The sequence below is a fragment of the Flavobacterium sp. RSSB_23 genome (assembly GCF_051547145.1).
Taxonomy (GTDB): domain Bacteria; phylum Bacteroidota; class Bacteroidia; order Flavobacteriales; family Flavobacteriaceae; genus Flavobacterium.
In genome coordinates this window covers 1-15,121 of the sequence record NZ_JBPTTO010000021.1, presented here as the reverse complement: position 1 = coordinate 15,121, position 15,121 = coordinate 1, and the positions used below count along the sequence as shown (strand labels likewise).

Genomic DNA, 15,121 nt, shown 5'->3' with positions numbered 1-15,121 from the left:
CATTTTCACCAACCATTTTTGACTATTAAACCAGAAAATCCCATTCTTTCTGCTCCAAAAAAAAATCCGTAAAACTGGTTAGGAATTACGGATTCAAGAAATAGTATTGGTTTTGGTTAGTTTAAAAGGGTATTGATTAGCTGTTAAGCATTACTGGCATTACAAGCATAGTAACGGTTTCGCCTTCTTCTAAACCATCTACTGGAGTTAAAATCCCAGCGCGGTTAGGTAAAGACATTTCAAGCATAATCATATCTGATTGAAGATTGGTCAACATTTCGGTTAAGAATCGAGAGTTGTAGCCAATTTGCATATCGTCTCCTTGATAATCACAAGTCAAACGCTCTTCGGCTTTGTTGGAGTAATCAATATCTTCTGCGGATACGTTTAATTCGGCACCAGCAATTTTCAAACGAATTTGGTGTGTTGTTTTGTTAGAAAAGATAGCCACACGACGTACTGAGCTTAAGAACAAAGTACGGTCGATGATTAACTTGTTTGGGTTTTCTTTTGGAATAACCGCTTCGTAATTTGGGTATTTTCCATCAATCAAACGACACATCAAGATGTAATTGTCAAAAGAGAAAGTGGCATTGCTATCATTGTACTCAATTTTAACTTCAGCATCTGAAGAGGAAAGAATACTTTTTAAGATGTTCAATGGCTTTTTAGGCATAATGAAATCGGCTACTTCAGAAGCCGTAACATCTGTACGAGCATATTTAACCAATTTGTGAGCGTCTGTTGCAACAAAAATCAACCCTTGTGGTGAAAATTGAAAAAACACTCCAGACATTACTGGACGTAAATCATCATTTCCTGCTGCAAAGATGGTTTTACTTATTGCCGTTGCTAGTACATCGGCAGGAACAAGTGTCACGGAAGGTTCGTCCAATTGAACGGCTTTAGGAAACTCTTCTCCTGGAGCATAAGCCAAGGCATATTTTCCAGAATTAGAACTAATCTCTATAGTACTATTTTCTTCTACCGTAAACGTTAATGGCTGCTCTGGGAACGTTTTTAAGATTTCCAAAAGCAATTTAGCTGGTACTGCAACACTTCCTTTGCTGGTTGAATCTATCGCTAACGAAGCTGACATTGTAGTTTCTAAATCAGAAGCAGATACCGTTAATTGATTATTGTCTAATTCAAATAAAAAATTATCTAAAATGGGTAAGGTATTGCTACTGTTAATCACATTACCTAATACTTGCAACTGTTTTAATAAGTACGAACTCGATACTATAAATTTCATGTGTATTGTTTTATTTTTTTGGATTCTATATAAACTAGGTTAGAATACCTGATTACAAATATATCTCAATCTAGTGTATGTTTTTATTTTTTTTATTAACAGTTAGCGCGCATAGTTACGTTTGCGGAAATAAGTAAACAAGAGACCAAAAACGCCTAAAATTAGAATTGGAAGCCCGATAGTTAGGACTTGTATGTAAGTGTAATTTGCGTATACTTTTTCTTTATCCAATAAAGGAAGATCTAAATCTTTGCTTCTAATGTTAATAAGTCCACTATCATCTAGCAAGTAATTCACACTATTCATCAGAAAATCTTTGTTATCGTAGAGATTTCCTGAGCGTTGATCGTAGCCTAACTCTACAGGAAGCTGATTTTTATCCAATTGATTTCTAAGGATATCGCCATCTGAGATGACAATCATTTTAGTAGGTTTACTAGTGGATTGAAAATTAGTTTGTTCAAAAGCTTTTACGCGATTCTCGAATGCAGAATGGAAGGAGCCCTCAAGCAAAACGGCCAATGGAATTCCTCCTGTATTGGGATAGTCAGCTGGACTAGTAGTCTCAGAAACCATCGATAAATTGATTGCTGTTGGTGTTCCTACGCGTTTAGAATAGGGTGAAGATTGCAAAAGAACTGTTTTCTTAATGTTATTTTTCAGCGTATCAATTGAATTGGTAAAATCAAATTTAATCCCTCCAAGGTTTTTTACAATTGGATGTATGCTTATTGGAGTAACCAATGGCGCGTATTTCCAATTGAATTGTTGAAAGCGGGTAGCACTTCCTGGCTCACCTGATGCCAATTGTATCGGACTTCCTTGCTCGTCTTTTACTATATCAGGATTAATACGAATGCCATATTTAAAAAATAGATCATTGATGTTCAAGTCTCTAGGGTAAGCAAGACTCGCTCCTGATGGATTATAGAGACTGTCTATTTCTGCAACGACCTGATCGACCAACCAGATGGTTTTTCCGCCATTCATTAAGTATTGATCTAAAACTTGTTTTTCACTTTCACTAAAAGTTTCTGAAGGCTTTGCAATCACGGCCAAATCATATTCTTTAAGCGCTTGTAAACTTCCTTCAGGATTCTTCGCTACAGAGTCAAGTGTGAATGGAGCAATAAAATAACTGTCTCTAACTTGCAATAAAAACTTAGCAATAAAAGCTTCTTTTAGTTCTCCATTTCCTTTGATGATGGCCACTTTTTTCTGTTTGGCTTTGGTGATTTTATTGAAAGCATCTGAAAAGGAGTATTCTAAATGCTGAACAGAACCAATTACTTTTTGAGTGGTGGATGCTCCCATTTGGTTTTTAAGCAATGGAATCGAAACTTCTTTGTTGTCATAGGTAGCTATAGCCCACGGAAAAACTAAGGCTTGGGATTGTTTTCCTTTATCGTCAACTGTAATGTTAATGGGAGTTAGGCCTTTTCGGTACAAATCTTTAATGAGATCCATACTTTCTTCTTGATTTTCCATCGGATCAACAAATTCAAATACAATATTGCTATTGTACGCTTGGAATTCTTCTAGAATTTGTTTGGTTTCTTGTTGTAAACGCTTGAATTCTGCGGGTAAGTCGCCCTGCATATAGACTTTAATAGACAAAGGATTTTTTACTTCTTTTAGTAGGTTTAAAGAAGTAGCCGAAAGGGTGTACCTTTTGTCTTTTGTCAAGTCAAAACGATAAAAGAAAAAGGAACCTAGTAGGTGCAAAGTCAGTACTATTCCAAAAATATAGAGGAGTTGAATACGATTGTTTTTTATAGACGCCTTCATTACGCTTTAAAAGATTTTAGATTATAAACTGTAAATGATAAAAATAAAACGCTAACGCTTGCAAAGTAAAGTATGTCTCTGGTATCCAAAACACCACGACTCATACTTTTGAAGTGATCTTGCATTCCAAAAAGACTTATGTACGAACTCCATTCACTAAAAACAGTTGCTAAACCATCAAATCCAAAATAGAAAATGAAACATAAAAAAACGGCAATGATAAAAGCTACAATCTGATTTTCAGAAAGGGTAGAAGTGTAAATACCTATTGCAGTATAACTACTGATAAGAAAAAGTAAGCCGAAATAAGAGCCAATGGTGCTTCCCATATCAATATTGCCCTCTGGTTGCCCAAGGCTAGAAAGAATGTACACGTAGAGAAAGGTGGGGACAATTGCAATTACAATTAAAAAGAAGGCACCCAAAAATTTACCCGTAGCAATCTCCCAAATACTTAAAGGCTTTGTCAAAAGCAATTCTAATGTCCCCTGCTTTTTTTCATCGGAAAAACTTCTCATAGTAACTGCTGGAATTAAAAAAAGAAGGATCCATGGAGATAGAGTGAAAAAAGGGGTCATGTCTGCAAAACCCGAATTGAGAATGTTATAATCACCCTCAAATAGCCAAAGGAAGACGCCGTTTATAAGCAAAAACAAGGCAATGACCAAATAACCTACGGGTGAACCAAAAAAGGATTTTATTTCTCGTAATACGATTGATTTCATTAGTGATACTTTATTTTAAAGTGTTTTATCGTTAATTTAAATGGATGGTAAACCAAAAGGGATTAGGGTAAAACCGCTATTTTGTCTACACTCCAAGCTTCAGGTTTGGCATTAAATAATTGTTTGGTAAAGGTCCATACTTCATTGAATAAGGCTGACTGTCTATAGTTTTCCAAATCTGCCTCTGTTTCCCAATAACTATAGGTGAAAAATACGTTAGAATTGGTCTTATCTTGATACAATTCTAATAAACGGTTGCCAGGAGCATTTCTAATCTGTTGCTTCATCAATTCGAAATTAGCCAAAAAGGCAGTGCAATGTTCTGGATGAAAACTCAACTTTACAATTCGTACAAACATTTAAAGTATAGATATTAAAATTTAGTGATTTTTGATGGTGTTTTTATATTATGAAAATTTGACAGTTATGGTGTCTCTATAATTCAATCCCAATAAACTATGAGCGGAACCTACTTTTGATGGATTACTTCTGTAAATCGCAATTTCTAAATAACCAGCTTCATTAAATAAGGCCAATTTTTCTCCTTCATAATACTTGATTGGATACTTGTCTGAAACCGCAATGGCTGAATAATTGGAAACAATAGTCTTAATACTTTTAGTTCGTAAAAGTATCTCAAAAGAACGACCTTTGGCAGCCTCTGTAAATTGTTTTTGACTAATATTAGTTACCACATTACCAAAATGATCAATGTACATCACCGAACCAGTTAGCTGATTACCTAGATCATTCATAGTAACTTGCATTTCGGTTACTTCTTTGATAGAAGCTATTTCTTTTCCTATTACATTAAGCAATCCTCCTTTGGCCAAATGACAAGCCACCTGTACAAACACATCCAAATCAGTAGCACCATGATGCAGTCGATCGTGAATGTTGATGGCAACCATTTTTTGGGGCACTATTTTTTGACATAACATACTCAAAATACCATTGTCGGCGGCAATAAAATAATGGTCGTTCCACTGAATGGCTATATGCTGATTTTCTTTGTTTAACTCAATATCTACACCAATTAAATGTACCGTGCCTTTTGGGAAATTAGCATAAGCCGCACTAAGTATATAACTGGCTTCTACGATATTAAAAGGGTCAATGTCATGCGATAAATCGACTATAGTAAGCTCTGGATTTGTCGTCAATATCTTACCCTTAAGAGCGCCTACAAAGTAGTCTTTTAAGCCGTAATCGGTAGTAAGAGTAATTATTGACATAATTTTGTTTATAACTATTTAAGGCAATTTAAAGCTAATTTGCTTAAATTTGAGATATGCAAAGCTACTAATTTCAGCTATTATTTTTTAATTAAAAACTACTCCATTTTGAACGAAAGAACCATCGAGCTTGTTGATATTGCTCCAAAAGAGTTTTGGGGCGCTCAAGATACTCATCTTGAAATGATTAAAAAATATTATCCCAAGCTTAAAATAGTGGCTCGTGGCTCAACTTTAAAAGCTTTTGGGGAAAAAGAGGTCTTAGACGAATTTGAAAAACAGTTCCAAAGACTCATGCTACATTTTACAAGATACAACAATATCGACTTAAATGTGATTGAAAGAGTAATCATGAATGATGCTCAAGACAATCGAAAAATGGCTGATTACGACAAAATTCTGGTACATGGAGTAGGAGGTAAGATCATCAAGGCCATGACTCCAAACCAACAACTGTTGGTGGATACCTTAAATAAAAACGACATGGTGTTCGCGGTAGGACCTGCAGGTACAGGTAAAACCTACACTGGGGTTGCGATGGCTGTAAAAGCACTAAAAGAAAAACAAGTTAAAAAAATTATCTTGACGCGCCCCGCTGTAGAAGCAGGAGAAAATTTAGGTTTTTTACCTGGCGACATGAAAGAAAAACTGGATCCCTACATGCAGCCTTTGTACGATGCGTTAAGGGACATGCTACCCAATGAAAAATTGGAAGATTATATCACCAAAGGAATCATTCAAATCGCTCCTTTGGCATTCATGAGAGGAAGAACATTGGACCACGCTTTTGTCATCTTAGACGAAGCTCAAAACACCACCCACTCTCAAATGAAAATGTTCCTAACCCGTATGGGAAAATGCGCCAAATTCATGATCACTGGTGACCCAGGACAGGTGGATTTGCCTAGAAGAACAATTTCTGGACTCAAGGAAGCATTACTCGTTTTAAAAGATATTGAAGGTATTGGAATCATCTATTTAGACGATAAAGATATTGTACGCCATCGACTGGTTAAGAAAGTAATCGATGCTTACAAACAGATTGAGAATAATGATTATTAGATTTTAATTTAGTTAGATAAGCGAAAAGTAGTAGCTAATTAAGGCTTTACTTTTCGCTTTATTATTTATTCTGATTTAAAAAGAGGAAGTAAGTAAAGCCAAAATGAACAAGACACATCAAGAGATCAAAGTAATAGTTTCTGATTTAGACGGTACTTTACTCAATTCAAATCACCAAATCACAGCAGAAACCAAAGCCGTATTCCATCAATTGTATGAAAAGGGATATACCATTATCATTGCAACGGGTAGACACCATATAGATGCAAAGGCTATTTTAAAAGGAATGGATCTTCCTTTGTACTTGGTCACATCAAATGGCGCTAGAATCCATAGTCCTAATAATGAACTCTTGTTTTCTTTTGATATAGAAAGCGAAATTGTAGCCTCTGTTTTTCAATTGGATATTGACCCCACTATCACTACTGTACTCTTTAAAGAAGAAGTATGGCTAACCTCTAAAACCAATAAAAAAATCAATAGCTTTCAAAGGGATTTGTCTTACCCACCTGAAGTTGTTGATTTTAGTAGTTTGACGGATTATCGAGCGATAAAACTGTTCTTTACTCACGATAGTCACGAAGTTTTGGTAGCTTTAAAAGATCAAATTCTCGAGACACATTCCGATGTTCTCAGCCACGCCTTCAGTTTACCTTTTTGCCTAGAATTCATGGACAAGTCCGTAGACAAAAGTGTAGCGATTGAAAAAATAGTAAATAGAGAAGGTTACTCTCTTGACAATGCCATCGCTTTTGGAGACGGATTTAATGATGAAAGAATGCTGGCAGCTGTAGCCAAAGGATTGATTATGGGAAATGCTCCCGATTCTTTAAAAAACAAACTAAAACACTTGGAAGTAATCGCTTCTAATAATGACAATGCAGTAGCAACTTACCTTACTCAAAATATTTTAAAATAGTTTAGTATTTTGCTACACTTAAAAAAGAAAATAATTAAGCATTACTAATAATTAGCCTAAATACAATTCATAATGACGAAAAAAACACTAGTCGCTTTTGCTTTACTTACTACTTTTTTTATTCAAGCACAACAGCTTAAATTAGAAGAAATCATGAAAGGAAATGATTTCATTGGCTGGCAACCCGAAAACCCTCGTTGGTCAGTAGATGGTCAAAAAGTTTTTTTTGAATGGAATCCCAACAAAGAATGGGGAGCAAGTACGTATTTCTGGCAAAAAGGAGCCACAGCACCAAAATTAGCTACACCTGAAGAAGCTGCTTTCTCTCGATACAATATCAAAATCAACAAGAGTGGTACTGTTGGATATTATAGCAACAAAGGCGCTATTTTTTCTTATAGTATTAAAGATAAAGTGACAAAAAAAATATATGCTACTACTGCTTCTATCACTAATTTAGAGTTAGGAAGTAAAGAAGGAGTTTTGTTTTTTGGACAAAATGATAACTTGATGCAGTTGGATACAAAAGCAGGAACATTGCTTCAGCTGACCAATTTCAAAAAAGGGACCTCTAAAAACAAAAAAGAAGACGATAAATCATTTTTGAAAGCACAACAAACCGAATTGTTCCAGTTCATTCGAGACCAAGAGGCTAAAAGAAAATGGAACGCTGAAAGAGCCAAAGCCATAAAATCGGATTTCCCAAAGGAGTATTGGTATGGAGAGGATAATTTAGAGGCTTTTAAAATGAACCCAAATGGTCAATATGCTACTTTCAGACTTACCGAGGAGGCTAAAACGAAAAGTGAAAAAATGGAAGTGTTTATCACTGCCGACGGATACAACCAATCACCTGAGACTAAAGAAAAAGTGTCTGTCAAAAACCTAGTCAATTCAAAAATGGGGATTTATAATGTAGCCAAAGACACGGTATACATAATCAATTTTTCAAAATTGTCACATATCAAAGACCAACCAGAATATTATGCGTTATATGATAATCTGAAAAAGAAAGACAAAGAAGAAAAATTAATTATTGCGCAAGACCCAGTCTACAACGAAACGGGTTCCTTTGCGGTGGTAGAAATCCGAAGCCAAGACAATAAAGAGCGTTGGTTGGTAAATCTCAATCTAGAAAACGGTACTTTCGAAGAAATAGACCACCAACATGACGAGGCTTGGATTGGTGGACCTGGCATTCCTTCCTATTCATTTGGTTCGGGGAATTTGGGCTTTTTGTATGACAATGAAACCATTTATTTCCAATCTGAAGCTACGGGTTTTTCTCATTTGTATACCTATAATTTGAAGACAAAAAAGAAAACACAAGTAACAACTGGCAAATGGGAAGTGCGAGACGTTACCTTGTCAAAAGATAAGAAAACATTCTATTTGTCAACCAATACTACGCATCCTGGAAATCGTGAGTTTTATAAATTGAATATCAATGATACCGTTCTGCAACCAATATTGACTGCCGATGGTGCGCATGAAGTAAGCATGTCTCCTGATGAAGCTACATTATTGGTTCGTTATTCTTATAAAGATAAACCATGGGAATTGTACGTAGCTTCTAATGTAAAAAACGCAAAGCTTAGTCCTATTACAAGCTCAACATCAGAAGCTTTCAAAAGCTACAAATGGAGAAAACCAGAAGTGATTACCTATAAAGCACAAGACGGGGCTACCGTTTATGCAAGAGTGTACCAGCCAGAAGAAGCTAAAGCAAATAAAGCAGCAGTAATTTTTGTACATGGTGCTGGGTATTTACAAAACGCTCACAATTATTGGAGTAATTATCATAGAGAATACATGTTTCATAACTTGTTGACGGATTTAGGTTATACCGTACTAGATATTGACTACAGAGGTAGTGATGGGTATGGAAGAGAGGTAAGAACGGGTATTTATCGTTTTATGGGAGGAAAAGACCTTTCAGATCATATAGATGGAAAAAAAATATTGGTAGACAAATACGGAATTGACCCAAACAGGGTAGGGATTTATGGTGGATCTTATGGAGGTTTTATTACTTTGATGGCGATGCTAACGACTCCAAAAGAGTTTGCTTCTGGAGCAGCTTTACGATCTGTAACCGATTGGGCACATTACAATCATGGCTATACGGGTAATATTTTGAATTTCCCTGAAACGGACCCTATTGCGTTTCAAAAAAGCTCTCCAATATATTACGCAGATAAATTGGAAGGAAATCTGTTGATGCTTCACGGAATGGTGGATGATAATGTAGAATATAAAGATATTGTTAGAATTTCACAGCGATTTATCGAACTAGGAAAGAAGAATTGGAGCTTGGCGTCATTTCCAGTCGAAGCCCATGGATTTAGAGAAACGTATTCTTGGATAGACGAATACAGTAGAATTTTGCAATTGTTCGAATCAACCATTGGAAAAAAAGAAACCAAGTAAATTATACCAATGCTTTTCTTTGCTTCCTCCTAGAAATAGTTTTAAATTTGCGTTCTTAAAAATGACACAACTTACAACACAATGAGTACAACAATTACAACAACCAATTTTAGTTTCCCGAATCAGAAATCCCTTTACCGAGGAAAAGTTCGTGAAGTATACAATATAAACGATGAACTTTTAGTAATGGTCGCTACAGATAGACTCTCAGCATTCGATGTAGTATTGCCTAAAGGGATTCCATACAAAGGACAAATTCTAAATCAAATTGCTACTAAGTTCATGGAGTTGACTAAAGACATTGTTCCAAATTGGTTAGTGGCTACTCCAGACCCAAGTGTAGCTGTTGGTCATCTGTGTACTCCTTTTAAAGTAGAAATGGTAATCAGAGGATACCTATCGGGTCACGCCGCTCGTGAGTATGCCGCTGGTAAAAGAACCCTTTGCGGAGTAACAATGGCAGAAGGACTCAAAGAGAACGATAAGTTCCCTGAACCTATAATTACCCCAACAACAAAAGCAGATAACGGTGAACACGATGCTGATATATCAAGAGAAGCTATCTTGTCAAATGGTATTGTGACCGAGGAAGATTATCTTGTATTAGAAAAGTATACACGTGCATTGTTTCAACGGGGTACTGAAATAGCAGCTAGCCGTGGATTGATTTTAGTGGATACCAAATATGAGTTTGGTAAAACCAAAGAGGGACAAATTGTTTTAATAGATGAAATTCATACGCCAGATTCTTCTCGTTACTTTTATGCTGAAGGATACCAAGAAAGACAGGAAAAAGGGGAAGAGCAAAAGCAATTATCTAAAGAGTTTGTGCGTCGTTGGTTGATTGAAAATGGTTTTCAAGGTAAGGAAGGACAGCAAATCCCAGAAATGACTGAGGAATACATCGAATCAGTTTCTGATCGTTACATTGAATTGTATGAAAATATAATTGGCGAAAAGTTTGTGAAAGCTGATATTACAAATATAAATGAACGTATCGAAAACAATGTTTTGGAGTATCTAAAAGGATAAAACGATACTAAAACATATTCTTTAAAACCTCATGCTATGAAAATAGTATGAGGTTTTTTCGTTTGTAAATACTTCAATTTCCTTGTTTTTAGGGGGTTATCCTTTGTGTTTTGTTAATTATTTGTTAAATATAAGTACTATGTAAAACAAGATACTGTTTAAAAGATATATATTTGCATAGGATATTATTATTTAAAACAACAAATCAAAAAACTAAAAAAATAAAAATCATGAAAGCATCAATCATTTACACAGTAGCAGTATCAGTAGTTTTAATTTCAACTTTAGAAATTCGTTTAGACAAAAATAATTTCGGTAAAATAGGAACTAGAAGAGAAGCCAAAATCAATCCTAGTTTGAAACAAAATGAAAACCAAAAAGCAACAGTAGATTTTACTAAAATTAAATTGGTTAAAACAAATTTTGAAGTTAAAAAGGAAAGTCCAATAGTTTTCGTAAAACCTGAACTTGTTTTAGAGGTATCACCTGTGGTTTATACTTTGGTTCCAACAGCAGAAAGAAGTTGGTCTTTTGAAAGTGTAATCATTGAAGAAAATGATAGTGAGGAAACCCAAACTTTAGTTGATAACGAAAGCAATACTGTTTCGAATAAAGAAGAAGTGATTGTAGTAGCTGTAGTGGCAAAGAAAGAGACTTCTTTTAATGATAAGGTACGTCAAGAAAATGCAATCATCGAAGAAACGGAAGAGAGCGAAAGTAAAACATTAGATTTTAATTGGATCAATACGTTAGCTATGTACGATGAAGCTATAGTTTCACCTTCATCAACTAAAGAAAGCAATAGTGTAGACTTTAGTGTGGTAGGTGAGGACAGTTCTTTGTCAGAACAGCCTCTAGATTTTAATTGGATAGAAACCTTACAAATGTTTGACGAACCCATAGTGTCTCCTCAACAAAATGTAACGGAAAAGAATTTAATAATTACTGAGTACTTAAATAATTCCATTATTGAATCTAATCAATAATTTAAAAGCTAAATTAAAGTTAATTTATGTAAGCTCACGTAACATTAACCATTGGATAACGTCTATAGTAGTAAGTTGATTTAACTTTGAGTTGCCTTAAAACTAGATGTTTAAACAACGAGTTAATTATTAGTTAATAAATAGTACCATGTAATACACATAATTAAAAATACTTTACTTTTGAAAAGAAATTTAATCATCAATCAATAATCAAAAATCACGATCATCATGAAAAAAGCAATCATCTGTTTAGGTTTAGTAGTACTGTCAAGTTTTGCTACAAAAGTTGAAGCGGCAAACGTTAAATCATTTGCTAAAGTAAAAGTTATGACTCCTTCATATGGAGAAGCAACACCTTTGCACGTCGCAATTTATAAAGGCGATTTGGAATTCATCAAAAAATTAATCGATTTTGGAGCCGATGTTAATGAAAAGTCATATGGTTTGACACCTTTAATGATTGCAGCTCGCTACAATAAAGTCGAAATCATGAAATTACTAATTGCTAAAGGAGCAAAAGTGGAAGAAAAAACAAGTTTTGGTGCCGATGCTTTAAAGTATGCACAATTATCCAATGCAAAAGAAGCCTATGTTTTTCTTCAATTGAACAAAGAAAACGCAGTGGCTCAACGTTAATAACAGCAATCATCAATCAAAAAAAAACTCCGTTTATCTAGAATAAACGGAGTTTTTGCTTTTATCATTTATTTGAAATAGGAAAAGGTTTCGTTGTTTTCTATTTTTAATAAGGTTTCATAGATCAATTGAATGACGTTCTCAACATCCTTGCGATGCACCATTTCAACTGTAGTGTGCATGTAGCGAAGTGGTAAAGAAATCAATGCTGAGGCTACTCCGCCATTACTATAAGCAAAAGCATCAGTATCGGTACCTGTAACTCTAGAAGAAGCCAATCGCTGAAAAGGGATGCCTTTTTCTGAAGCAGTGTTCAATATGAGTTCTCTAAGATTGTTTTGAACTGCTGGAGCGTAAGTAATTACAGGTCCTTTGCCTATTTTCGTCTCTCCCTCAATCTTTTTGTCAATCATAGGTGTCGTCGAGTCATGACATACATCAGTAACAATAGCAACATTCGGTCGTATGGTTTGAGTAATCATTTCTGCTCCTCTAAGACCAACTTCTTCTTGAACCGCGTTTACAATATACAATCCAAAAGGTAATTTTTTCTTATTCTCATGTAATAATCGAGCAACCTCGGCAATCATAAATCCGCCCATTCGGTTATCAATAGCACGACAAACAAATTTGTTTTCGTTCATAATCATAAATTCATCAGGATAAGTAATCACACAACCAACATGAACTCCTAATTTTTCTACTTCCTCTTTTGTTTCACAACCAAGATCTATGAAGATATTGCTTGTTTTTGGATTTTCTTCTTTGTCCCTGTTTCTAGTGTGTATGGCAGGCCAACCAAATACACCTTTTACAATCCCTTTTTTGGTATGTATGTTAACGCGTTTCGAAGGAGCAATTTGATGATCAGAGCCTCCATTGCGAATAACATATACCAAACCATCTTCTGTAATATAGTTAACATACCAAGCAATCTCATCTGCGTGGCCCTCAATAACTACTTTAAATGGAGCATCCGGATTAATGATTCCAACAGCAGTTCCATAGGTATCGGTAATAAAAGTATCCACATAAGGTTGAAGGTAGTCCATCCAAATCTTTTGGCCTTCAGATTCAAAACCTGTTGGAGAGGCGTTATTTAAGTATTTTTCTAAAAATGCCATAGAAGAGGCATTCAATAGTGATGGTGAATTCATATGAAATTATTTTTTGCTAATTTATAAATTTGGCATCAGACTTGTGTATAAATTTATAATTTTGAATCATAAAATTTTCCCATGAACCGAATCTTCATTTATTTCCTATTCCTTTTGTGTTCTCTCGCGACACAAGCACAAATTGTCCCAAAAGAAACCGAAAAAACAGACCCTACGCTTATCGAAAACGATAGTATTCTCAGTGATACTATTCTGTTACCAGAAATAATCATCAGTAAGCAAAAATTAAGTCTTGAAGATAAAAAGCAATTCTTAATTCTACAAAATAGAGTATATAAAACATATCCCTATGCTAAATTAGCCTCTGAAAGACTCGTTGCCCTCAAAAAAGGGATGTCTTATTTAAAAACAAACAAAGAAAAAAAGAAGTATTTTAAAATTGTTGAGGACTATTTAACGAATGAGTTCGAAGCGAAACTTAAAAAACTGTCACGAAAACAGGGGCAAATTTTAGTCAAATTAATTCATAGGCAAACCGGTATAACTACTTACGACCTCGTTTCTGACTTAAAAAGTGGATGGAAAGCATTCTGGGCCAATACCACGGCCCGAATTTTTGATATTAATCTCAAAACAAAGTACCAACCTTACGAAGTAAATGAAGATTTCTTAATCGAGACAATCTTAGTAAGAGCCTTCGAATCAGGAAGGCTCCAAAACCAACCACCTGCAACCCCTGTAAATTATGACGATTTAAATGAAGCTTGGCATACAAAAGCCAGTCAACTTAAATAGTCAGCTTATCTTAACTAAACAATTGAGGCTACTTTTCTTTTTTAGGAGCTATTTCCGGCTGTCCGTTATATCTCTTGGTTCGAACCCCGCCCCAAGAGGATGCCACTACCATCCGGGCTAGGCATTTGTGCTCACAACAGTTTTTTGTCTTTGTTTTCACGTATAATTTATTGCTTTACGCTTTGTTCTAAATTTTCACAACGAAGTTTATGTTGCTATTTTGTCAATTCCGACAAAGAGGAGTCGCGTAGTACAATTAAGTAGTATGGTTTTTTAGATTGTATTTCTGCCTATCCCTAATGTATCTTGCTGCGTCCGGTAATCCTCGAGACCGCCCATAAAGACGATGCTAGTGTGTTTGTCGTAGAAAGGTGTTCTGTATTTTTTTTATGTTTAATGTATTGTTCTTTATTACTACATATAAAATGTATGGATAGAGTATGGATAGAGTATGGATAGAGTATGGACAGAGTATGGATAGAGTATGGATAGAGTATGGATAGAGTATGGATAGAGTATGGATAGAGTATGGATAGAGTATGGATAGAGTATGGATAGAGTATGGATAGTGTGTGGATACTATATGGATAGTGCATAGATAAAGTATGTGTATGGTATGTATATAGTATAAAGACACTATATATATAGTATGTATACAATAATGAAGTAATAAGTTTTACTATATATAAGGATTAATTGGCTTTTGAACGTCTATAATACGTCCTGTAAATAGAGTAAGAACAGGGTGTAATATGCGCAAATTGGGCTTTAAGGCTAGAGTGTCTGTGGTAAGCCATTTTTTTTACGATGCTAATGTTTGTGTTAAATAATGATTATCAATGTTTTATTAATGTATTAAAAAATAAATCAAAAAAAGTTTGAAAAAGGTATTGTTTAAACGAAAAAAGGGTCTACTTTTGCACCCGCAACAACGGCAACGTTCATTTAAATACTGACAAGCGATTGAGATAAAAGAAGAGAAATTTTCGAAAAAAAATATCAAAAAAGTTTGTGAGAAATAAAAACGTTACTTACCTTTGCACCCCGCAAAATACGGAAAGTTCCTTGAAAGATTGATAAGAAAATGAGATTTAAATGGAAATAAAAATTTTCAAAAAAAGTTTTAAATTTTCTTGCCAA

General features: G+C 34.8%; 13 protein-coding genes. 7 read left to right on the top strand and 6 right to left on the bottom strand.

The annotated features are described in order from the left end of the window. Window positions 1–136: 136 nt before the first annotated feature. From dnaN to ACSVH9_RS15915, 5 genes are all read right to left on the bottom strand, one after another. Window positions 137–1,255, bottom strand: coding sequence for a DNA polymerase III subunit beta (gene dnaN / locus ACSVH9_RS15935; protein ID WP_159684802.1), 1,119 nt, complete (start codon window positions 1,253–1,255; stop codon window positions 137–139). 102 nt (window positions 1,256–1,357) lie between these two features. After that, window positions 1,358–3,043, bottom strand: a complete 1,686-nt coding sequence (gldG, locus tag ACSVH9_RS15930) for a gliding motility-associated ABC transporter substrate-binding protein GldG (protein ID WP_438064565.1) — start codon at window positions 3,041–3,043, stop codon at window positions 1,358–1,360. Beyond that, window positions 3,043–3,768: a gliding motility-associated ABC transporter permease subunit GldF gene (gene gldF, locus ACSVH9_RS15925; RefSeq protein WP_438064564.1), complete on the bottom strand. Its 726-nt coding sequence runs from the start codon at window positions 3,766–3,768 to the stop codon at window positions 3,043–3,045. Before gldF ends, gldG begins: the two co-directional genes overlap by 1 nt. 62 nt (window positions 3,769–3,830) lie before the next feature. Next, window positions 3,831–4,127, bottom strand: a complete 297-nt coding sequence (locus ACSVH9_RS15920; protein WP_438064563.1) for a putative quinol monooxygenase — start codon at window positions 4,125–4,127, stop codon at window positions 3,831–3,833. A gap of 48 nt (window positions 4,128–4,175) precedes the next feature. After that, a complete protein-coding gene (locus ACSVH9_RS15915; protein ID WP_438064562.1) occupies window positions 4,176–5,003 on the bottom strand; it encodes an SAM hydrolase/SAM-dependent halogenase family protein in 828 nt (275 codons plus the stop codon). A gap of 108 nt (window positions 5,004–5,111) precedes the next feature. On the opposite strand from ACSVH9_RS15915, the gene ACSVH9_RS15910 reads away from it, so the two are divergent. The 6 genes from ACSVH9_RS15910 to ACSVH9_RS15885 all read left to right on the top strand — a co-directional run bounded on the left by ACSVH9_RS15910 (window position 5,112) and on the right by ACSVH9_RS15885 (window position 12,068). After that, window positions 5,112–6,065, top strand: a complete 954-nt coding sequence (locus ACSVH9_RS15910; RefSeq protein ID WP_159684812.1) for a PhoH family protein — start codon at window positions 5,112–5,114, stop codon at window positions 6,063–6,065. 103 nt (window positions 6,066–6,168) lie between these two features. Further along, complete coding sequence (locus ACSVH9_RS15905) at window positions 6,169–6,984, top strand: Cof-type HAD-IIB family hydrolase (protein ID WP_438064561.1); 816 nt, start codon at window positions 6,169–6,171, stop codon at window positions 6,982–6,984. Between the two features lie 72 nt (window positions 6,985–7,056). After that, entirely contained in the window at window positions 7,057–9,414 is a 2,358-nt protein-coding gene (locus tag ACSVH9_RS15900) for a prolyl oligopeptidase family serine peptidase (protein WP_438064560.1), read from the top strand. A gap of 81 nt (window positions 9,415–9,495) precedes the next feature. Continuing rightward, the gene (locus ACSVH9_RS15895) at window positions 9,496–10,446 is read left to right on the top strand and encodes a phosphoribosylaminoimidazolesuccinocarboxamide synthase (protein ID WP_159684820.1); all 951 of its coding nucleotides are present in this window, start codon (window positions 9,496–9,498) and stop codon (window positions 10,444–10,446) included. Window positions 10,447–10,676: 230 nt separating this feature from the next. Continuing rightward, window positions 10,677–11,432 carry a hypothetical protein gene (locus tag ACSVH9_RS15890; protein ID WP_438064559.1) on the top strand — a complete coding sequence of 252 codons (756 nt, stop codon included), beginning with the start codon at window positions 10,677–10,679 and terminating at the stop codon, window positions 11,430–11,432. A gap of 228 nt (window positions 11,433–11,660) precedes the next feature. Beyond that, window positions 11,661–12,068 carry an ankyrin repeat domain-containing protein gene (locus ACSVH9_RS15885; RefSeq protein ID WP_438064558.1) on the top strand — a complete coding sequence of 136 codons (408 nt, stop codon included), beginning with the start codon at window positions 11,661–11,663 and terminating at the stop codon, window positions 12,066–12,068. Between the two features lie 68 nt (window positions 12,069–12,136). On the opposite strand, the gene ACSVH9_RS15880 is transcribed toward ACSVH9_RS15885, so the two are convergent. Then, a complete protein-coding gene (locus tag ACSVH9_RS15880; RefSeq protein WP_438064557.1) occupies window positions 12,137–13,225 on the bottom strand; it encodes a M42 family metallopeptidase in 1,089 nt (362 codons plus the stop codon). Window positions 13,226–13,306: 81 nt separating this feature from the next. On the opposite strand from ACSVH9_RS15880, the gene ACSVH9_RS15875 reads away from it, so the two are divergent. Further along, a complete protein-coding gene (locus ACSVH9_RS15875) occupies window positions 13,307–13,981 on the top strand; it encodes a DUF4294 domain-containing protein (RefSeq protein WP_438064556.1) in 675 nt (224 codons plus the stop codon). The last annotated feature ends 1,140 nt before the right edge of the window (window positions 13,982–15,121 follow it).